At 38.8% G+C, this 21660-nt stretch carries 19 protein-coding genes, 1 pseudogene and 2 CRISPR repeat arrays; all 20 genes and pseudogenes read right to left on the bottom strand.

The features are described from left to right. Positions 1-185: 185 nt before the first annotated feature. The 20 genes and pseudogenes from VIB_RS15205 to VIB_RS15110 all read right to left on the bottom strand — a co-directional run bounded on the left by VIB_RS15205 (position 186) and on the right by VIB_RS15110 (position 21448). Complete coding sequence (locus VIB_RS15205; protein ID WP_004397201.1) at positions 186-506, bottom strand: hypothetical protein; 321 nt, start codon at positions 504-506, stop codon at positions 186-188. A gap of 1523 nt (positions 507-2029) precedes the next feature. After that, the gene (locus tag VIB_RS15200) at positions 2030-2737 is read right to left on the bottom strand and encodes an aspartate/glutamate racemase family protein (protein ID WP_004397198.1); all 708 of its coding nucleotides are present in this window, start codon (positions 2735-2737) and stop codon (positions 2030-2032) included. Positions 2738-2896: 159 nt separating this feature from the next. Then, positions 2897-3505, bottom strand: a complete 609-nt coding sequence (locus VIB_RS15195) for a DUF3159 domain-containing protein (RefSeq protein ID WP_004397196.1) — start codon at positions 3503-3505, stop codon at positions 2897-2899. Positions 3506-3577: 72 nt separating this feature from the next. Then, positions 3578-4708 carry an ISAs1 family transposase gene (locus VIB_RS15190; protein ID WP_004394916.1) on the bottom strand — a complete coding sequence of 377 codons (1131 nt, stop codon included), beginning with the start codon at positions 4706-4708 and terminating at the stop codon, positions 3578-3580. 333 nt (positions 4709-5041) lie between these two features. Next, positions 5042-5332, bottom strand: coding sequence for a hypothetical protein (locus tag VIB_RS15185; protein WP_040905353.1), 291 nt, complete (start codon positions 5330-5332; stop codon positions 5042-5044). 164 nt (positions 5333-5496) lie between these two features. Beyond that, entirely contained in the window at positions 5497-6339 is an 843-nt protein-coding gene (locus tag VIB_RS15180; RefSeq protein WP_004397194.1) for a hypothetical protein, read from the bottom strand. Positions 6340-6541: 202 nt separating this feature from the next. Then, positions 6542-6647, bottom strand: a pseudogene (locus VIB_RS18285) (DUF645 family protein); the annotation flags it as partial. A gap of 266 nt (positions 6648-6913) precedes the next feature. Next, positions 6914-7237, bottom strand: coding sequence for a hypothetical protein (locus tag VIB_RS15175; protein ID WP_004397191.1), 324 nt, complete (start codon positions 7235-7237; stop codon positions 6914-6916). 1505 nt (positions 7238-8742) lie between these two features. Next, complete coding sequence (locus VIB_RS15170) at positions 8743-9339, bottom strand: glutathione S-transferase family protein (RefSeq protein ID WP_004397189.1); 597 nt, start codon at positions 9337-9339, stop codon at positions 8743-8745. A gap of 150 nt (positions 9340-9489) precedes the next feature. After that, positions 9490-9897 carry a hypothetical protein gene (locus VIB_RS15165; protein WP_172465335.1) on the bottom strand — a complete coding sequence of 136 codons (408 nt, stop codon included), beginning with the start codon at positions 9895-9897 and terminating at the stop codon, positions 9490-9492. Between the two features lie 155 nt (positions 9898-10052). Then, positions 10053-10535: a toll/interleukin-1 receptor domain-containing protein gene (locus tag VIB_RS15160; protein ID WP_244262440.1), complete on the bottom strand. Its 483-nt coding sequence runs from the start codon at positions 10533-10535 to the stop codon at positions 10053-10055. A 458-nt stretch (positions 10536-10993) separates the two neighbouring features. Then, positions 10994-11413: a GNAT family N-acetyltransferase gene (locus VIB_RS15155; protein ID WP_004393806.1), complete on the bottom strand. Its 420-nt coding sequence runs from the start codon at positions 11411-11413 to the stop codon at positions 10994-10996. Between the two features lie 204 nt (positions 11414-11617). Further along, entirely contained in the window at positions 11618-11899 is a 282-nt protein-coding gene (locus tag VIB_RS15150) for a hypothetical protein (RefSeq protein ID WP_004397184.1), read from the bottom strand. Between the two features lie 155 nt (positions 11900-12054). Continuing rightward, on the bottom strand, positions 12055-12519 hold the full coding sequence (locus tag VIB_RS17115; RefSeq protein WP_050782762.1) for a hypothetical protein: 465 nt from the start codon (positions 12517-12519) through the stop codon (positions 12055-12057). Positions 12520-12688: 169 nt separating this feature from the next. Then, positions 12689-13136: a CRISPR direct-repeat array (repeat unit 28 nt; unit sequence TTTCTAAGCTGCCTATGCGGCAGTGAAC). 953 nt (positions 13137-14089) lie between these two features. After that, positions 14090-14659 carry a hypothetical protein gene (locus tag VIB_RS17825; RefSeq protein WP_004397182.1) on the bottom strand — a complete coding sequence of 190 codons (570 nt, stop codon included), beginning with the start codon at positions 14657-14659 and terminating at the stop codon, positions 14090-14092. Positions 14660-15864: 1205 nt separating this feature from the next. Then, positions 15865-16701, bottom strand: a complete 837-nt coding sequence (locus VIB_RS15130) for an HNH endonuclease (protein WP_004397180.1) — start codon at positions 16699-16701, stop codon at positions 15865-15867. A 169-nt stretch (positions 16702-16870) separates the two neighbouring features. After that, a CRISPR array of direct repeats spans positions 16871-17257; the repeat unit is 28 nt; unit sequence TTTCTAAGCTGCCTATGCGGCAGTGAAC. Positions 17258-17534: 277 nt separating this feature from the next. Continuing rightward, complete coding sequence (locus VIB_RS15125; RefSeq protein WP_040905340.1) at positions 17535-18095, bottom strand: hypothetical protein; 561 nt, start codon at positions 18093-18095, stop codon at positions 17535-17537. Between the two features lie 637 nt (positions 18096-18732). Beyond that, complete coding sequence (locus VIB_RS15120) at positions 18733-19206, bottom strand: GNAT family N-acetyltransferase (RefSeq protein ID WP_004397178.1); 474 nt, start codon at positions 19204-19206, stop codon at positions 18733-18735. 141 nt (positions 19207-19347) lie between these two features. Continuing rightward, on the bottom strand, positions 19348-20118 hold the full coding sequence (locus VIB_RS15115; RefSeq protein ID WP_004397177.1) for an alpha/beta fold hydrolase: 771 nt from the start codon (positions 20116-20118) through the stop codon (positions 19348-19350). 625 nt (positions 20119-20743) lie between these two features. After that, a complete protein-coding gene (locus VIB_RS15110) occupies positions 20744-21448 on the bottom strand; it encodes a GIY-YIG nuclease family protein (protein ID WP_004397175.1) in 705 nt (234 codons plus the stop codon). Positions 21449-21660 lie beyond the last annotated feature (212 nt).

Raw genomic sequence — 21660 nt, 5'->3', positions numbered from 1 at the left:
CATTAAAATTAATATATTGATTTTACTGAGATTCAATAAAGCATAACGCCCGCTTAAGGGGCAGACAACGCTACTACTCACTTTCCGCATAACACTATAATCACGAAAACCAACGCATGATAAAAATGCTACGCGTTGGCTGTCCCTCTTGAAGCGTTTGTTATGCTAATTGTCTTGCAATGACCTTACTGATGATTTTCATCAATTTTTTCATATAACTTAGCGATATGTTCATTAGTTTCAGTTGCGTTTAATTGCTGGCGACTCTCGATTACTTGGGTATTGTACTCAACAAGCTTTTGAATAAAGACGTCAAAAAATCCAAGCGGTACTATTAGTGTAACAACAATGGAAATCAACATAATCTCAAGAAGCCAAGCTTTAAAGAAAAAATATGACAAGACAAGAGTTAAGGCCATAAAGATCTTAAACAGCTTCGTAAACTTGCTTAATTTAAGTGCTAATTCAATATCACCAGTTAGTAACTTTTCAGCATATTTATTCATATTGGATCCTTACTAAAAATTAGCATAACGCCCACTTAAGGGGCTGACAACGCGACTACCAAGTTTCCGCACAACACTGAAACCACCGAAATCAACGCATAATGAAAATGCTACGCGTTGGAAGTCCCTCTTGAAGTGTTTGTTATGCTTTATTACTCATTGATTACATTGAATTTTTACAATGATTATCGGTTGCAGCCACTTTAACTCAAAATGATAAACTTGCCTACTTTCAGCAATAATTGTTGCCGATAAGATCCCAAACAAGTTGAAGCGAATTAGCCTGTGGAATCAAGGGGTCAACAATACCAAAGGAAGAGACCGTTCAGCGACAATTGAACCTTTTACGCACACAATTTATCAGAGCAAAGCCGGACAAAGGCGCACAATCATCGATAAATTTGCGCTAACCAAACACCGTCAGCAAGTAAGATGTTCATGAGATCCCAAGCATGCTGAAGCGAAATAGCCTGCGGAATCAATGATCCAGCGACACCAAAGAAAGAGACCTTTCAGCAACAGTTGAACCTTTTGCGCACACAATTTATCAGAGCAAAATCCGACAAAAACACACAAGTCTCGTTTAACTTTTAAGCGCCACCAAAAAGAACAATAAACTCATAATATCAATAAATTAGAATAGGAAAACTTCTAAATTAGACTGAGTTTTCCCATTAAAATTTATATATTGATTTTGCTGAGGTTCAATAAAGCATAACGCCCACTTAAGGGGCTGACAACGCTACTACCAAGTTTCCGCACAACACTGAAACCACAGAAATCAACGCATAATGAAAATGCTGCGCGTTGGAAGTCCCTCTTGAAGTGTTTGTTATGCTTTATTACTCATTGATTACATTGAACTTTTACAATGATTATCGGTTGCAGCCACTTTAACTCAAAATGATAAACTTGCCTACTTTCAGCAATCATTGGTGCAAATAAGATCCCAAATAAGTTGAAGCGAATTAGCCTGCGGAATCAATGGGCAAACAACACCAAAGGAAGAGACCTTTCAGCGACAATTGAACCTTTTGCGTACACAATTTATCAGAGCAGAGCCGGACAAAAGCGCAAAAAGCATCGATAAACTTGCGCTAACCAAACACTGTCAGCAAGTAAGATGTTCATGAGTTCCCAAACATGCTGAAGCGAAATAGCCTGCGGAATCAATGAGCAATCAACACCAAAGAAAGAGACCTTTCAGCAAAAATCGAACCTTTTGCGAGCACAATTCATCAGGGCAAAGTTACCGAAAAAGCACAAGTATCGTTCAACTTTCAATCGCCACAAAAAAGAACAATAAACTCATAATATCAATAAATTAGAATAAGAAAACTTCTAAATCAGACTGAGTTTTCCCATTAAAATTTATATATTGATTTTGCTGAGGTTCAATAAAGCATAACGCCGCGTTAAGGGGTGAGCAACGCAACTACCAACTCACCGCATTGCACTAAAAACTAATAAAATCAACGCATAACGAAAATGCCACGCGTTGCGAATCCCTCTTTAACGCCTTGTTAGGGCGATGCTAATTTGACCGCTTTTTCTACTATTTCACGACAATGAATTTCTGTTGTCGAAAATAACGGTATACCATGATAGTTAGGACAATTAAGTAATAAAGGGATTTCAGTACAGCCTAAAATAACACCTTGTACATTCTGCTCAACTAATTCGTCGATAACCGATAAAAAACCATACTTTGTTTCATCCTTGAATTTATTTAATACCAATTCTGATACGATTTTCTGATGGATATACTTTCTAGAGTCCAACTTAGGTACTACAGCTTCAATACTAAAACTGTTAAGAACGCCTTTATAGAACTCCGTCTCCATAGTTTTCTGTACACCGATGAGTCCAACACGATCCAAGCCAAAGCTTTGAATAGCCTTAGCAGTAGCATCTCTTATATCTACAAATTCGACATCATATTTATCTTTCATAGCTGGCATGAAACGATGCAATCCATTTGCACATAAAGCGACTACCTCTGCTCCTCCCGATACAAGCACATCAACAGCATCGACAATCATTTTCTCACACAGTTTTTCTGTTGGATCATTATTTTGATTATCGAGAAATAACCCTTCATCAAGACTTTCAATTAGGACGTGAGCACTTTTATGGCCGCCGAGACTCTGATTAGTAAAAACATTAATAAGTTTGTAGTATTCAAGAGTCGATACCCAGCTTAACCCACCCACTAATCCAATTTTCTTCAACGTAATGCTCCTTTATATCTGTAAGCCCTAACGCCCGCTTAAGGGGCAGACAACGCTACTACCAACTTACCGCATAACACCGTAATCACACAAACCAACGCATGATAAAAATGCCACGCGTTGGCTGTCCCTCTTGAAGCGTTTGTTAGCAAGCATTTATCATTCATCATACTTTGAAAACTGGACTCTAACATAACTGACTGAAAATATGATTAAACTAACATGTAAAGGCCAGCCTAATAACAAGTTAAGTATAACCAAAGTATCTGCATCAACTGGATAGAAAAACAGAAATATTAATGCCTTAACGAAATATATCGATATCCAAACATACGATAGCCGTTGCCAGATACTAAGATAAGTCTCCGTTGAACTAAATTCCCAGTTTTTTAACTCAGGAAGTCCAGCTTCGGCAAACAATTGGGGGATGGGCTTTTTTAATATGGAAAAAATTAAAAAGGCAATCGCAACTTGCAACGCACCAATCAATGATTTTATGAATAGAGTGTCCAACAACCAAGCATCAGGGATCAACCACGCAATACAAATTTCAATTAAGCCTAAAAAAGCAAAGAAAAATGCTATATATTTTGTCGATTTCAGGAAAAAGCTCGCAATAATGGCATAAGCTCCGGAAGCAACTACAGCGAAAACCAAACCGAACTTCCAATAACTCACTGCATATATTATTGCGGGAATGATCATCGAGACAATTGCTTCTCGGTTAAATAACACTCGTTTTACTATATCGAGATTTTCTTCATTCATAGATAACTTACCTATGCTTGCTAACGCCCGGTTAAGGGGCAACCAACCACGGAAATCGCATGAATACCCCCGTCATTCAAGGGCTCCAAGTACCTTACCTAAGTACTCCACATCCATCGCGCACTTCATTCGTTTGCGTTGAATGCCTCCCTTAAAGCTCGTTTCTTGCTTTAAAAGGTTCAAACATACTTGCCTGATCCTTGAAAAAGCCTCTGCGCGATCATCGACTCGAATGCGACATGCATCTTCTCTAAAAGTAACATCAAGTTGCCAGTGCATCGACTCAATTCCCCAGTGAGAACGCGTTGCATCATGTAACTCTTTCGCACTGAGTTTTTTCGAGCTGATGTAGAAGCGGACAGACATATCTTGCTCTGTCGCACGCTCTTCTGTTTTACGCATGTTGACCATGATGCCGACACTTTTCAGGTTTGGCCATTCAAGCTCTAAATCACCTAAAAATGACAACTCATGCGTGACTAATGCACAGCGTGTTTCCTCGCGGCCATGCCCTTTTTCTTGGCTCGCATAACTGTCGCCCTCTGCAAACTCCTGCAACATCGAAGGGCGATAAAACTCACCTATTGCTTTCTCTAACGAGCCTTGGTTTCCCTTTACAGCAAGTAAGTAATCGGCATTTTTATCGATTATCTTTTGCGCGATTTTTCTTTGACAACCCATAGCATCAATCGTCACCAAACAACCAGAAATATTTAGCAATTCCAACAACTTAGGTATTTCTGTGATTTCATTGGTTTTTGCATTCACCTTAGATTGACCAAGACAAAGCCCTTGTGCGGTTGCAAATGCATTGACCATATGAATTGCAGAGCGTTCTTCAGATTTGTTATAAGAGCCGCGAACGGTTTTACCATCGATTGCAACCACTTCGCCATCTGTGATTTGATGACAATCTTTCATCCAACTAATGAACGCTTTTTGCATCGCTGACGGGCTCACCATCCCCATAACGCGAGCGATGGTATCTGACGACGGAATACCATTCTCAAAATCACCCAATGATTTAAGAAAATCGGTTCGGCTTTCACCAAAATCACAGATACCTTCCCAGGTATCAAAGCCGGAGAGCACACCACAGATCGTCAACAAAATAATGTCTGACAATTTGTGTTCTACCTTAGCGGCTTGACGGTAATCTTTTATCACTTCGAAATGCATAAATGGGTTCGTTATTGTCGTCATAATTTGGCTCCGTTTAAGTACAGAACCATTAAAAAACACTCAAAATGATCTACAAATTGATCCTTAATGAGTTTCCAATATTGTGATGGATGCTAAAGAAATACCTTGTAAATTAGAAGGCACTAATTTGACGAAAACCCTTTAAAAATAGGCATATTCATGCGATTTCCCTGGGCAACCAACGCTACTACCAACTTTCCGCATAACACCGTAATCACAAAAACCAACGCATAATAAAAATGCCATGCGTTGGTTGTCCCTCTTGAACCGTTTGTTATGTTTTATTGCAACCAGCTGATTTTATTGAAAATGTTCTTAGGATCATCAACTGGTTTAAGACATTATTGCCTTACTTCTAAAAAGTGTTTTTTTGCAAGATAAGCAAATATGTTTATAACGATGATCTGCATGAGCTGTTAATGGTTGAAAAATCACTTTATCTGAACCACAACTAAAGCATTTCGCACTTTCTGAATCTGCCGTTTTACATTCTGGATGCTTTATAAAATAATCCTCAAGTGTCGGTAATTTGTGCCAATCATCATCCTGTGGCTTCGAATATGATACGAAATAGTAGAATGCAGCAGCAGAACCCAAAACTAAAACCAACCAAATGAAATCCATTTCTGTTCCTCAAGTTATCCCGAAAACATAACGCCGCGTTAAGGGGTGAGCAACGCGACTACCAACTCACCGCATTGCACTAAAAATCAATAAAATCAACGCATAACGAAAATGCTACGCGTTGCGAATCCCTCTTGAACGCTTTGTTATGTAACTGCCCAATTTTAACTGAGTTTAATTTGAGGTCTCATCACTATGGTTTGATTTGACTCACAACCCAAACATCGAATATTTAGTTCTTGTTCGAATTTTAATTCTTTAAACGTATTTGTGGGAACTTCTAAATAATTTTCACAACTTTGGCATCTAAATTTAATTATACGCCTTGTAATTATATGCTTGTGATTCCCATCAGGCTCTACAAGATAACTTTCACTACACTCTGGATTAATACAATTAACAACCACCGGAGATGTCAAAACTTTAACTGGTTTTTTAATAATCACATCACAAACACAACAAGTGAAAGAAAAAACTTTACCAAAAGAACCACCAACAAGTAAGTTTCCAGATTTATAATCAGATAAATAGTCAATAAATAATGAGATTTTTTGCTTTATCTTTTCTTTGTCGCCATAAATATTAATGTCACCTGACTTAATGGTTGGAACTGGTATATGGAGAGCAACATTTGAGAATGCATGCCAGAACTTGTGTAACTTATTTATATTTAGTTCAGCTTGATTTCCGATCGAAGTATAATTGATTGATTCAAACTCTTCTTTGGTTGCGGGAGTTCTACCATCGACTTTGTCATTAGAGATAGATAAAGAAAACCCTTTTGTAATATATTCATTAATATCATCAGATACTTGTTTTACGACCTGTTTAGGCTGCCAACTTTTTAGATCTTCCTCTGATAAATATGAATACGATAACTTAAATCTTTCATAACAAAGTAACTCTATAGTTAATCGTCCTTCTAATGCTGCGTAAGTCAAACTCTCAATAGTGTCTTCCAGCAATAGTGCTTTAATCACATCAATTCTTTTAGAAATATCTAACAAACTTAAGTCTCCAAACAGTTACATAACGCCCGCCTAAGGGGCTGACAACGCATTACCACTAAACTCAAACACAACAACTGCAACCACCGCGGCTCAATGGGACTGGAAACGCCACGCGTTGACAGTCCCGCTTGAGGCGTTTGTTAGTTTCGTAGCCTATTGTTTCAAAATGACTTTTAACCACTTTTTCTTGAAAGGCATTTTACGCAAAAGCATCACGCAAACACACGTCCAACGCCAAAAGCCGTGACGTTGGCTGCCAAAACGTTAAGTGTCCGTGACAAAGAAAGCCAGATCACAGCGATGATTCAGCGATTTTGAAACCGCTGAACTTTCAACGCGTTCTACCAAATCAGCATCAGGAAAAACCAAAAGCCAAATTGTGCAGCTTGAACGATAAAGGCTGAATTTTCAGAACCTTGTGCGTGAATTTTTGATGATTTTTCCTGAGAGAAACTAACGCCCGGTTAAGGGGCAACCAACGCTACTACCAACTTTCCGCATAACACCGTAACCACAAAAACCAACGCATAGTAAAAATGCCACGCGTTGGTTGTCCCTCTTGAACCGTTTGTTATGTACGTTCTTCACCTTTACCCAAAAGATAGCCAGTCAATAATGCATCTAATTCTTGAAGACTCATATGACCAAAATTTTTCACTAAATATTTAGTTGCTTCAGACGAATTTGATGGGTTTGTAACACCGAACTCAGACTTATAGTTGCCAACTTTTGCTTTTACCGATTCAAATTTAAGACCTGTAGATTCAGAAAGAACAGAACATAAATCACTTTGTAACCCTCTCGGAAACTCAAGTTCTGCGAGAGTTTTATAAATGATTAAACATCTTAGTTCAGTCTCGAAATTCCAACCTGAGTCAGCTTTAAATGAGTACATTTTTTCTCCTGAGTACATAACGCCCACTTAAGGGGCTGACAACGCTACTACCAAGTTTCTGCACAACACCGAAACCACCGAAATCAACGCATAATGAAAATGCTGCGCGTTGGAAGTCCCTCTTGAAGTGTTTGTTATGCTTTATTACTCATTGATTAAATTGAACTTTTACAATGATTATCGGTTGCAGCCACTTTAACTCAAAATGATAAACTTGCCTACTTTCAGCAAGTATTGTTGCCGATGAGATCCCAAACAAGTTGAAGCGAATTAGCCTGCGGAATCAAGGAGCAAACAACGTCAAAGGAAGAGACCGTTCAGCAACAATCGAACCTTTTACGAACACAATTTATCAGAGCAAAGTCGGAAAAAAGCGCAAAATTATCGATAAACTTGCGCAAACCAAACATTGTCAGCAAGCAAGATGTTCATGAGACCCCAAACATGCTGAAGCGAAATAGCCAGTGGAATCAATGAACCAGTAACACCAAAGAAAGAGACCTTTCAGCATCAATCGAACTTTTTACGCACACAATTTGTCAGAGCAGCGCTGGCTAAAAAAGCACAAATATCGTTCAACTTTCAATAGCCACCAAAAAGAACAATAAACTCATAATATCAATAAATTAGACTGAGTTTTCCCATTAAAATTTATATATTGATTTTGCTGAGGTTCAATAAAGCATAACGCCCACTTAAGGGGCTGACAACGCTACTACCAAGTTTCCGCACAACACTGAAACCACAGAAATCAACGCATAATGAAAATGCTGCGCGTTGGAAGTCCCTCTTGAAGTGTTTGTTATGCTTTATTACTCATTGATTACATTGAACTTTTACAATGATTATCGGTTGCAGCCACTTTAACTCAAAATGATAAACTTGCCTACTTTCAGCAATCATTGGTGCAAATAAGATCCCAAATAAGTTGAAGCGAATTAGCCTGCGGAATCAATGGGCAAACAACACCAAAGGAAGAGACCTTTCAGCGACAATTGAACCTTTTGCGTACACAATTTATCAGAGCAGAGCCGGACAAAAGCGCAAAAAGCATCGATAAACTTGCGCTAACCAAACACTGTCAGCAAGTAAGATGTTCATGAGTTCCCAAACATGCTGAAGCGAAATAGCCTGCGGAATCAATGAGCAATCAACACCAAAGAAAGAGACCTTTCAGCAAAAATCGAACCTTTTGCGAGCACAATTCATCAGGGCAAAGTTACCGAAAAAGCACAAGTATCGTTCAACTTTCAATCGCCACAAAAAAGAACAATAAACTCATAATATCAATAAATTAGAATAAGAAAACTTCTAAATCAGACTGAGTTTTCCCATTAAAATTTATATATTGATTTTGCTGAGGTTCAATAAAGCATAACGCCGCGTTAAGGGGTGAGCAACGCAACTACCAACTCACCGCATTACACTAAGAACTAATAAAATCAACGCATAACGAAAATGCCGCGCGTTGCGAATCCCTCTTGAACGCTTTGTTATGTGTTGGCTTAAATCATACCAACGTAACTTTTTTGTTCTTTGACCCTTTCGCACCACGATTGGATATTGGGATAATGAGATAAATTAAAACCACCTTCGTCAGCAACATGTGTATAAGCGTACAGAGCAATATCAGCGATCGTTAATTGGCAACCAACAAGATAATCTGTTTCAGCCAATCGACTGTCCATTATTGATAAAGCTTTATTACCACCAGGTTGTAAAGAATAATACTCTTCCAACCTGGAATCTGGCATACCTTGATATTTTTGGATAAAACGTGCCACAGCGATAAATGGCTCATGGCTGTATTGTTCAAAGAACAACCACTCGTACATTTTAGCCTTTTCATATTTATCACTAGGGATCAACGCCGTCCCATCCGCAAAATAACCAAGAATTGCGTTCGATTCTGACAAACAGCGGCCATCATCCAAAACAACAACCGGTATTTTACCGTTTGGGTTAATTGATAAAAACTCAGCCGTTTTTGTATCACCTTTTAAAATATTAACGTCACACCACTCATGCTCAATGCCCAAAAAAGAAAGCAAAAGCTTAACCTTGTAACAGTTACCAGATTGGATATCTCCATAAACCTTCACTACAAATCTCCTTTTGTATGCTCAAAAACACATAACGCCGCGTTAAGGGGTGAGCAACGCAACGACTAACTTACTGCATTGCACTAAAAACTAATAAAATCAATGCATAACGAAAATGCCGCGCGTTGCGAATCCCTCTTAAACGCTTTGTTATGTGATTTTACGCTTGAGTTCCATTTCTTGCTCTTTGAACAATACATAATCACTAGACTTTCGACTTTTTGCTGCCGTAAACCATTGAATCCCTGTTTCATCTAAGTGATTAAATTCCAAACGAAACTCGTATTTGTTACTGCTAACAAAACCTAAAAAAGCACCGAACAAAAACGCTACCAATGGCAAAAAAGACGCAAAAGCTAATCCATATTCGTGATGTTCTGATGGGATAAAGATAAAAAGTAAACTCGATGAAATTGCACCCAAAAGGAGCATTCTCAAAAGATGGTCTTTGAACGTCAAAACTTTTACTTCAACACCAACAATTCGGCTTAAATCATAAGCATCCGAATTTACTTTCAATTGATTATTTGATTGTTGAATTACCACTGAATTAGCCACTAAATTCTCCTTTTTGTAGCCGAATTTACAATATCACATAACGCCCGCTTAAGGGGCAGCCAACGCTACTACTAACTTTCCGCATAACACCGTAACCACAAAAACCAACGCATAGTAAAAATGCCACGCGTTGGCTGTCCCTCTTGAAGCGTTTGTTAGAGCGCTACTAGCTCCGCAAGTTTGCTAGCAACATTATCTATTGGATCTTCTGCTGTATCTAAGCCACTTCGCGAGCCGAGTAACGGGCTTACATCGCGAAGATCGTCATACGTAGTGTCGTGGACAATTGGTACTAGCAAATCAGTGGAGAGTAAAGCCGACAGCTCTTTGTCAGCAACACCTTCCCCAGCTATGCGTTTCAAAAATGATGGAGTTACCATGACAATTCCAATTCTCGATTTAGCTAAACCTTTATCGATTTCACGCATTAAGTTTGAGCCGAGCAAAACATCTTTTTCACTAAACCAAACTGAAACACCTTTAGCTTCGAGTAAGTCATGCAACTCCTTAGCGATTCCTTTACGGTCATCCCAAGCGTGACATAGGAAAATATCACGAAGATCTGGTTTAGAAGCTCGTCTCTCTACATTTTTTCGGACTGGAGTAAGAGTTCTGATTTCAGCTTGAGTATAAACCACAGAAGAGCCAGGACTTGACCAACTTGGCCTAGTAGAACTACTTGAACCACCTGAACGATGACTACTTCCGCCGGACGGAGAGAATGAGGACGATGGGTATGATGAATATGAACTGTAGCTACCACGACTACTACATGCTGGACAGTTAGCTCTAGCACTTGCTGTACGATGGCCATTTACTGGTGCTGTACATCTTGCCATATAATAATTCTCCAATTATGAATTTAACTCAATGGTAAATGATTGAATGCAATATGAAACAATAACGATATGGCATTTTAAACACGGTCACAGAATGTGATTATAGCCGGTGCGCTCTAACGCCGCGTTAAGGGGCAGCCAACGCAACTGCCAAGCTTACGCATAACACCGTAACCACAAAAACCAACGCATAATAAAAATGCCACGCGTTGGCTGTCCCTCTTGAACGCTTTGTTATAAGCAAATAACACATTGATTTAATTGATTTTCAACTGTTCTACGCCATATAGAACCCATGCACTATTAAGAGCTTCAAAACCAATTTTCGGATAATAACCTTGTGCTTTCGGTGCTGACAGTAAAACCAATTTACAGCTTGGGCTCAGCTCTTCTTTGGTCACTAAGATCAGATATTTACCTATACCATTGGATTGAACACTTTCATCAACAGCTAAATCAGACAGATAGCAGCAATAATGGAAATCTGTCACTGAACGAGCCACACCGACAAGTTGATCGTTCAGCCATGCGGTCACAATTAAATTAGAGTTATCGAGCATACCCTGAATAGTTGACTCATTATCCAAAGGACGCCGCTCACCCAATGATGTTTTCTTCAGTAAACTCACGAATTGTTCAACTGAGATTGGATGGTTTACTTTGTACTCGATTTCCATTTTTCATCCTCTGGAGCTGAATTTGCTTATAACGCCCGGTTAAGGGGTGAGCAACGCAACGACCAACTCACCGCACAACACCGTAAACCACAAAAATCAACGCATTACAAAAATGCTGCGCGTTGCGAATCCCTCTTGAACCGTTTGTTATATTTTCGTTCTCAACCCTAATGTGACCGAGAGCTTAAGATCAACAAAAAACCATTAACAAACTGATAATTCTCGATTTTCTAAAACCGTAGCAGCTTCGGCTCGCTCAATAATTTTCAACAATACCGATTGAATGGCTTCATCTTCACGAACATCTTTATTACTCGTAAATCGCTGAATTTGCGGTTCAGCATTTTCTTCAGACAAAAAGGTAATGACCACTTCGGTAGCGAAATCTGTCGTTTTACCGAAATACTCTAAAGATATTTGTGGATAACCTTTGAAACCTCTTTGTACTCGTTTCAATATGCGTTTTTTCGCCTTATCCACGTTCATCATGAATCCTTTTGATTGCTGAACTTAAAAAAAATATAACGCCGCATTAAGGTGTGAGCAACGCTATCACTAAACTAAACCATACCACCGTAAACACGAAACCCAACGATGACATCAAAAATGCCAAGCGTTGGGAATCACTCTTAAATGCTTTGTTATGCCTGTGCTGACAGTTGCTCCAAAACAATTCTATAACACGACTCAAACTCACTTTCTAAGCCTGGAGATGAATACTTTTTTAAGTGAATACGATAGTCCGCTGTGCCATTATCTTGTACTTCAAAAGTAGACAGGAATTCACTGTGATCAGATAAAATCACAGATGGATTCTCATAACCATACTCATTAAATTGGTCTGCTGTAATGTCAATATGCAGCCCATTCAAATATAGCCAAACATGGGAGCCTAATTCTTGCCCAAAACCGCCATTTTCACCTCGGATTAACTTTGCCTGAGGGAAACCGTTATCAGTTAAATAAGCCGCCAATAACTGTGAGCAATCATCACAACACGCATGAGGAAACTCGCTTACAGCAAGAGAAGTCCCATCAAAGTCATGTGGGCTAAGAGCTTCCATAGCCAGCCGAAACTGCTCTATTAAAGACCTGAGTTGTTCCATTTTTCCTCCAAAGGCATAACGCCGCGTTAAGGGGTGAGCAACGCAACTGCCAACTCACCGCATTGCACTGAAAACTAATAAAATCAAAGCATAACGAAAATGCTACGCGTTGCGAATCCCTCTTGAACGCTTTGTTAACTGGCCGATCCCAAATGCCAAAATTACCCATTTTTTAAGCTGCCTATGCGGCAGTGAACCGTTTGAAAACGTAGTCAATGCAAGCTTTGACTTTCTAAGCTGCCTATGCGGCAGTGAACAGCGCTCGGTTATTTACCTAATGATATTCGTTTTTCTAAGCTGCCTATGCGGCAGTGAACGTCGCCAGAGCAGCGATAGAAAAATCTTACAATTTCTAAGCTGCCTATGCGGCAGTGAACGTTCGCCTTCACATGAACGAGGGTCTGTATTATTTCTAAGCTGCCTATGCGGCAGTGAACCCGTGATTTTTAAGCTAGAATGAAAAAAAAGATTTCTAAGCTGCCTATGCGGCAGTGAACTGCCTGACAATTCCGTATCCGTCTATATGTTCTTTCTAAGCTGCCTATGCGGCAGTGAACGTTATATGCTAACGACAGGAACTGAACTTAGATTTCTAAGCTGCCTATGCGGCAGTGAACAATGAAACTCTATCAGTAACTTATTGTTAATAAAAGTAATTACATCAAATTTCTCAAAATAACCTTTTATTTTTCACTCGATTTATTATTAATATAAATCAATGACTTAAAATTCAACGAAAAAAGATGGGTAATTTTATTGCCAGTTAACGCCCGCTTAAGGGGCTGACAACGCTACTACCAACTTTCCGCATAACACCGTAACCACAAAAACCAACGCATAATAAAAATGCCGCGCGTTAGAAGTCCCTCTTGAAGCGTTTGTTATGCTTTATTACTTATTGATTATATTAAACTTTTACAATTTTCATTTGTTCGAAGCAGCTTAACTCAAAATGAAAAACCAGCCTACTTTCAACAATCATTGTTGCCGATAAGATCCCAAATAAGTTGAAGCGAATTAGCCTGCGGAATCAAGGGGTCAACAACACCAAAGGAAGAGACCTTTCAGCGACAATTGAACCTTTTACGAACACAAGCTATCAGAGCAGAGCCGGAAAAAGCGCAAAATCATCGATAAACTTGAACTAACCAAACACTGTCAGCAAGTAAGATGTTCATGAGATCCCAAACATGCTGAAGCGAAATAGCCTGTGGAATCAATGAGCAAGCAACGCCAAAGAAAGAGACCTTTCAGCAAAAATCGAACCTTTGGCACACACAATTTATCAGAGCAGAGTTGGCCGAAAAAGCACAAGCATCGTTCAACTTTCAATAGCCACCAAAAAGGACAATAAACTCATAATATCAATAAATTAGAATAGGAAAACTTCTAAATCAGACGGAATTTTCCCATTAAAATTTTTGAATTGATCTTGCTGAGGCTCAATAAAACATAACGCCGCATTAAGGGGCAGCCAACGCTACTACCAACTCACTGCATAACAGCGTAATCACAAAAACTAACGCATAATAAAAATGCCACGCGTTGGCTGTCCCTCTTAAATGCTTTGTTAGTTGGCTTTTCGCGTACTAACCGTCTTCTTATTTTTGCGCCGGAGTCGATAACTGGCATACTTGGTAAAAAACCCAATTACTCTATACGTAAACCAATTATAATACTCTGCTTCAAAACTCTCTTTGTGCTGAACATCGTAGTTTTCTTGATTCCACGACTCAATGTCATGCACCGTGAATTCCGAACAAACCAAATTACCTAAATTAACTTGCTCATACAAAAAGCTCTCTAACTGTTCCTTTGACTCCAAACTTTCTTTCGTCAACTGAAAGTCCTTGAAACGCGTCATTTCATAGTCGCGAGGATAAATACCAACAACCTCCTCGTTACCATTTTCAAGCTTAATATCAACGATGAACTTTGTGTTCCCACCATACGACTTTCCTTTGTATGTCCCACGGTTAATTTGTATCACCTTAATGAGGTTGTTTTTGAAAAAGTCTAGAATCGGATTCCATATATGAATGTAGTTATTTACTAAGTACTTGCCGTCTGATGTTGAGAGAAATAACTGTTTTTTTACTTTTTTGTTGTCAAATAAGCTATCCAGTCGAATTCTCTTCATATTCACACTGTATAAGTCAATAGGGTCATATTTTTTTCGATAAACTTCGAAGGGCTTTAAAATTAATGGGGTAGCTTTCGAAATTTTCTATTTCTAGAAAATAGTTATGCCCTATTTTTAGGTAAATACTAAAAATTACCGTAGAACGATCTTTCAGGTTTTCTAATGTAACACTAGAAACATATTTATCTTCGCAAAAGATACTGGAACTAATACCATACGAACCACGAACACTTGAACCTGATTTTAGAAGGTAAGTTCTAACTGTGTAAATAAGAGCTATCACAGATATAATCAACGCTACGATCGAGTTGATTAGCGATATAAAATTCCCGATATCTTCACTCATTTCAATTCACTTTCATCATACATAGTATCACTGCCAACTAACGCCCACTTAAGGGGCTGACAACGCGACTACCAAGTTTCTGCACAACACCGTAATCACTTAAGCCAACGCATAATGAAAATGCTGCGCGTTGGAAGTCCCTCTTGAAGTGTTTGTTATGCTTTATTACTTATTGATTATATTGAACTTTTTCAACGATTATTGGTTAAGACCACTTTAACTCAAAATGATAAACTTGCCTACTTTCAGCAAGCATTGTTACCGATAAGATCCCAAACAAGTTGAAGCGAATTAGCCTGTGGAATCAATGAGCAAACAACACCAAAGGAAGAGACCTTTCAGCAACAATCGAACCTTTTGCGTACACAATTTATCAGAGCAGAGTCGGAAAAAAGCGCATAACCACCGATAAACTTGCGCTAACCAAACACTGTCAGCAAGTAAGATATTCATGAGATCCCAAACATGCTGAAGCGAAATAGCCGGTGGAATCAATGAGCAAGCAACACCAAAGAAAGAGACCTTTCAGCGACAATTGAATCTTTTACATACACAATTTATCAGAGCAAAACCCGACAAAAACACACAAGCATCGTTCAACTTTCAACAGCCGCCAAAAAGAAAAATAAACTCTAATATCAATAATTTAGAATACGAAAACTTCTAAATCAGACTAAGTTTTCCCATTAAAATTTATATATTGATTTTGCTGAGGCTCAATAAAGCATAACGCCCGCTTAAGGGGCTGACAACGCGACTACCAAGTTTCCGCATAACACTGAAACCACCAAAATCAACGCACAATAAAAATGCCACGCGTTGGAAGTCCCTCTTGAAGCGTTTGTTATGCAGTTTTTTAGCCACTACAGTAGATATTTTCACGATGCCATGACATATATTTTTCGTGCTCCTGAGCTAAATCAATTTTGATAGACTTAGATATACCAAGTGCATTTAAATCAACTTTCGTAAGATCTTTGGAAACAATTATCCCCCCAAATTTATCGAACGAAATCAGCCCTTTGTCAAATAGCGCATCTAGGTTTGGGGTTAAAAGCAAGCCATTGAAAACATCGAGTCGTTCATTGTGATTGCTATCTTTCCACGGTTTGATGTGAGAGGCTCTTAAAATGTCGACTTTCCCACAACCAGTAATACTGCACTTCTTCCAATACTTAATTAATGACTCTCTAAACTTTCCTTGCCCAATTCTTGACTTTATTAATTGCTCTCTCTCAGTGTTAGTAAGAGATGGATCTTTGTTTATTTCATTCTCGATAATACTATCCAAAAACTCATCAACATCTGTTGTTCGCCAGTACTTTCGAGCGGCTCCAAAGCTACCTTTTTCATTTGCGATAAAGCCTAGTGAGCTACAGTATGAAACATAAGCACTTTCAAGACTAGAATTACTCGACGCTACCGTATCTAGTACTTGATCTATGGCTTTATTCGTTACCCGCCCATCTTTATTACTGTTTTTCTTATGTTTTTCTAAAGAATTGTCTATATATCCTACGAAGCGTGAAGGAGCAAAATACAATGAACCGGCAAAAATATAGGGCACAAAGCAAGTGCCTTTTTTTATTAAAGATAAGAACTCTTCCCTCTCTGACTTTGAACCAGAAGTTCTGATTCTTTCAAGTTCAGAAATATTTGCTTGAAGCTCTTCAAGACTTTCGACCAACTTCATACACTCTCCAACTGCATAACGCCGCGTTAAGGGGTGAGCAACGCAACTACCAACTCACCGCATTACACTGAAAACTAATAAAATCAAAGCATAACGAAAATGCTACGCGTTGCGAATCCCTCTTTAACGCTTTGTTAACTGGCCGATCCCAAATGCCAAAATTACCAATTTCTTAAGCTGCCTATACGGCAGTAAACTGGTTGCTTGATTTGGATTAGAGCGAGTTTGTTTCTAAGCTGCCTGTGCGGCAGTGAACCCTTGGCGAGTGTTTTGCGTTTTTGGCTGCGCTTTCTAAGCTGCCTATGCGGCAGTGAACGACGTTTGGTTCTCGTCAATCCAATGTCTATTTTTCTAAGCTGCCTATGCGGCAGTGAACAAACGTTCGGGTCCTTACCCTTTGGTATGACTTTTCTAAGCTGCCTATGCGGCAGTGAACATTACTATACGGGGTTCGCTGAACGCACAACTTTTCTAAGCTGCCTATGCGGCAGTGAACCCGATGATTGTTACGCCAGCGCCAGCAACGAATTTCTAAGCTGCCTATGCGGCAGTGAACTATGAAACTTTAGCAGTAACCTATTGTTAATAATGGTAATTACATCAAATTTCTCAAAATAACCTTTTATTTTTCACTCGATTTATTATTAATATAAATCAATAACTTAAAATTCAACGAAAAAAGATGGGTAATTTCATTGCCAGTTAACGCCGCGTTAAGGGGTGAGCAACGCAGCGACCAACTCACCGCATCACACTAAAAACCAATAAAATCAAAGCATAACGAAAATGCCACGCGTTGCGAATCCCTCTTGAACGCTTTGTTATACAAACATTCACAGTTTTTCTGATAGCTTTTTTAAATAGTTTTTAGCCAGTTGATTGTTATCTCGACTTAGCCACTTGATGCAATCGAAAAGCTCCCAAACCAAACCTTTGTCACCATGAACATAAGTTGGGAAATCTTCGTGCTTCGGTGCAGGAATGTCAGTTAATCGGCTTTCAACCATTCCTATTTTATCAAACAGCACTTTAAATGGTTTTGATATCTCGAAAGGCTCACTTAAATCTAGGCAATGAATTTCAGCACTTGTCAGGTCACCAAAAATGTACTTTCTGAAACAAGCATTTTCGTTGTGAGCGCCACTTAAACAATAGAAAATCTCTTTTCCCAACTCGAATTTCTGAAAGCAGCGATTAGAGCCATTATGAAAGTTGTTTTGAGTAAAGATAAGAACATCCGCATCGGAAATTCTATCGCCAGTACCAGCAGCAAGTGAACCAAGTAAAACACCTGCAACCACATTTTCCTCATGCATAAATGAAGATAGGACAGACTTAATCAGTTCTCTTTGAAGTGGCAACGTTTCATCAAGTCTCAAGTCATCTAGATTCAAAGCTACCTCCGTTTGTATAACGCCCGCTTAAGGGGCTGACAACGCTACTACCAAGTTTCCGCATAACACCGTAACCACCAAAATCAACGCATAATAAAAATGCCGCGCGTTGGAAGTCCCTCTTGAAGCGTTTGTTATGCTTTATTATTCATTGATTACATTGAACTTTTACAAAATTCATTTGTTCTCAGAAGTTTAACTCAAAATGGCAAACCAGCCTACTTTCAGCAATCATTGTTGTCGATAAGATCCCAAACAAGTTGAAGCGAATTAGCCTGCGGAATCAATGAACCAGCAACACCAAAGAAAGAGACCTTTCAGCAACAGTTGAATCTTTTGCGTGCACAATTTATCAGGGCAAAGTTACCGAAAAAGCACAACTATCGTTCAACTTTCAATAGCCACAAAAAAGAACAATAAACTCATAATATCAATGAATTAGAATAGGAAAATTTCTAAATCAGACTGAGTTTTCCCATTAAAATTTATATATTGATTTTGCTGAGGCTCAATAAAGCATAACGCCGCGTTAAGGGGTGAGCAACGCAACGACTAACTTACCGCATTGCACTAAAAACCAATAAAATCAATGCATAACGAAAATGCTGCGCGTTGCGAATCCCTCTTTAACGCCTTGTTAGGCGGCGGTTCTCTGCATTATATGTTGAGGACCAACTGGACCACCTAAATATAAATTTCCTGTGTCTTCAAAACCACATTTAAGATAACAATTGTACGCGGCTTTATTACGGCAATTTACCGTCAATTGTAACCGTTCAAACTCTGGATAGGTTGAAGCAACATAGCTTGGTAACAAATTCATTGCTCTACTCGCAATACCTAAACCTTGATGATTATGATCAATCAGCAAAGCTCGAACGCCTAGCGCTTTTGGATCACTAAAACTATAAGCGTCAGAATAAGACAGATCTAAGACGAAAAAACCAACAACTTGATCATTTTCGATGATCAAATGAGGATGTTCATCTTCTTTTAAAGATAAGATGAATTCACCAAGCTTATCGACTGTGAACTGAATTTGTTCGGGTTTTACTCGTAATTTTTCAACTTCATCATCACGACTTTTATTATATTTCTCAATAATTAACATGTTACCTCGATCTCAAATGACGCCTAACGCCCGCTTAAGGGGCTGACAACGCTACTACCAACTTTCCGCATAACACCGTAACCACCAAAATCAACGCATAATGAAAATGCCACGCGTTGGAAGTCCCTCTTGAAGCGTTTGTTAGTTTTTGTGCTGCGACAAGAACTGCTCTAACATTTTACCAACCAATTCCGGAGATTCTTGATGCGAGGAATGTCCTGTCAATGGGATATTGGCAAAACTACAACCTGTAATTTTCGACTTTAAAGCCGCAGCCTCATCCAACGAAAACAAGAAGTCATTATCACCTCGCATTACTAATGTCGGGCAACCAATTTTTTCAACTAATTTATGTGGATAACCAGATTCTGTTGTATCAAGCCAGACGGCTTTCACAGCGTCTACGAGTTTAGGGAAATCCGGTTTAGGATTTGACGCCTCATATAAAGCAACATCATCGGCAAACCTTGATGACCAAAATTCAGCCGTCAAACCACTTAGTAATTCAACCGATGGATCATCTGCCTCTAATCGCCACTGCGAGCCAAGTGTCACCAAACAAGATACCTTTTCCGGCTCTTGTATTGCTAACCGATAACCTACGATACCACCGTCACTAAAACCAAAAATTGAATATTTATCGATACCCAAATAGCTCAGAACATGCTGAACGTCTTGCTGATATTGCATGTAATTAAGTGGACGTTCACCTAAAAGGGACTTCCCGTGACCACGGAAATCTATACTTATCAATTGATAGTCAGCAGCAACATATTTATGAATTGAACTTAACTCATTCAATGAACCAAGACCGCCATGAAGCATCAATAAGGGCTTGCCATCATGATTACCTGAAAGCTCGTAATAAATCTCGGAGCCACTAACACTTACATACCCATTTTTATTTTTCATTTTATCGACCAACTACGTTTGTATTGATTTGACCTGAAAAAACTAACGCCCAATTAAGTAGCCCGAAACGCTACTACCAACTTCCCGCATAACACCGTAATCACCAAACTCAACGCACAACACAAATGCCACGCGTTGAGGGTCTGCTTGAATTGTTTGTTATATTTCAGTTCCAGATAGCTACTGAAACACCAAACAACCTTTGAAAATAGCAAATAATATCAAACGATTAATCTAAAATGAGCTAACTTTTGATACAAAAAACAGTTAATCCTTAAATCGACTCAAGCTTACCCATTGATTCTAATGATAAATATCAGATTAATAAGCAATTAATGCAAACCAAATTAAAATAGCTGCCAAATGCGATTAAACGATAATGTTTGTTAGTCATTGATATGCTTGATCAAACCAAAAGCTATCCATCACAAGAAATCATCAATCAGTAAAGATCCCACATTACCACTTAACTTTTAAATTTGTAACACGTTGAATTTAAGAGAAATATAACGCCGCGTTAAGGGGTGAGTAACGCAACTGCCAACTCACCGCATTGCACTAAAAACTAATAAATTCAACGCATAATGAAAATGCTACGCGTTGCGAATCCCTCTTAAACGCTTTGTTATATGCCTGATTCACGAAAGTCTTTTTCAATTAAATTAATAATTTCCGCGATAACCGGAATTTCAATGCCAAGAATCTTAGCATGCCCTTTATGACTCTGTTCTACGTCATAACCATGATGCTCTAAGAAATTTTTTATTTCCTCAAAGAAACCTTTACTTCGGCCAATAGATAAATGATGCTTCCCTGATTTTCGAGCATTTACATAATATGTTAATTCTTTATTAGCACTAAAAAACGTTGGTCCTGAGTTTCTAGAACTTGATCGAAGTGGCGTATCTAATAGATCTGAAACTTCACCTAATAAGATGTGATCTGATTTTTGTTTCGCTTCAACCTCTTTCTTGATTACATTTTGTGTATACGAATCTTCGCTTTTTTCAATTTCAATAGGAGTTGCACCAATCAATGACATTATTGGTTGCATCCTTTCAACTAGCGTATCTTCTTTATCTAGAAACCACTCACCCTCTACACGGCTCTCCTCCATGAAGGCATGGAGTGCCAGTTCAACAGCACGAGCATCACTATGCTCCCAAGCAGCTACACATTGTGCTTTTATAGGTGATTTAGTATTACTAATTTGCTGTAAACGTGAGGATAATGTTGCGTTTCCCGAACCCGTAATACCTACTTTTTTATACGGAATATCGATATGACCACCAACATCAATATGCCTCATGATATAAATTATAGAATGCATAAATTATTATTTCTCCGATACTTGCCTAAGGCATATAACGCCGCGTTAAGGGGTGAGTAACGCAACTACCAACTCAACGCATTGCACTAAAAACTAATACAATCAACGCATAATGAAAATGCTACGCGTTGCGAATCCCTCTTGAACGCTTTGTTAAATGCCTTGCACTAAACTCAAATTGCTTTAACCTTTATCACACTTTTTGTTTCGTC

The sequence above is a fragment of the Vibrio metschnikovii CIP 69.14 genome (assembly GCF_000176155.1).
Lineage (GTDB): Bacteria > Pseudomonadota > Gammaproteobacteria > Enterobacterales > Vibrionaceae > Vibrio > Vibrio metschnikovii.
Note: the sequence above shows the minus strand (reverse complement) of the source record. Positions and strands in the feature narration are given on the sequence as shown.

Excerpts from the sequence above, each read along its gene's own strand:
- VIB_RS15155 (WP_004393806.1), bottom strand. The coding sequence starts at position 11,413 with ATGGAAATCGAGTACAAAGTAAACCATCCAATCTCAGTTGAACAATTC.
- VIB_RS15130 (WP_004397180.1), bottom strand. The coding sequence starts at position 16,701 with ATGAAGTTGGTCGAAAGTCTTGAAGAGCTTCAAGCAAATATTTCTGAA.
- VIB_RS15120 (WP_004397178.1), bottom strand. The coding sequence starts at position 19,206 with ATGTTAATTATTGAGAAATATAATAAAAGTCGTGATGATGAAGTTGAA.
- VIB_RS15175 (WP_004397191.1), bottom strand. The coding sequence starts at position 7,237 with ATGTACTCATTTAAAGCTGACTCAGGTTGGAATTTCGAGACTGAACTA.
- VIB_RS17115 (WP_050782762.1), bottom strand. The coding sequence starts at position 12,519 with ATGGAACAACTCAGGTCTTTAATAGAGCAGTTTCGGCTGGCTATGGAA.
- VIB_RS15205 (WP_004397201.1), bottom strand. The coding sequence starts at position 506 with ATGAATAAATATGCTGAAAAGTTACTAACTGGTGATATTGAATTAGCA.
- VIB_RS15195 (WP_004397196.1), bottom strand. The coding sequence starts at position 3,505 with ATGAATGAAGAAAATCTCGATATAGTAAAACGAGTGTTATTTAACCGA.
- VIB_RS15150 (WP_004397184.1), bottom strand. The coding sequence starts at position 11,899 with ATGAACGTGGATAAGGCGAAAAAACGCATATTGAAACGAGTACAAAGA.
- VIB_RS15115 (WP_004397177.1), bottom strand. The coding sequence starts at position 20,118 with ATGAAAAATAAAAATGGGTATGTAAGTGTTAGTGGCTCCGAGATTTAT.
- VIB_RS15190 (WP_004394916.1), bottom strand. The coding sequence starts at position 4,708 with ATGACGACAATAACGAACCCATTTATGCATTTCGAAGTGATAAAAGAT.
- VIB_RS15185 (WP_040905353.1), bottom strand. The coding sequence starts at position 5,332 with ATGGATTTCATTTGGTTGGTTTTAGTTTTGGGTTCTGCTGCTGCATTC.
- VIB_RS17825 (WP_004397182.1), bottom strand. The coding sequence starts at position 14,659 with ATGAAGAGAATTCGACTGGATAGCTTATTTGACAACAAAAAAGTAAAA.
- VIB_RS15110 (WP_004397175.1), bottom strand. The coding sequence starts at position 21,448 with ATGCATTCTATAATTTATATCATGAGGCATATTGATGTTGGTGGTCAT.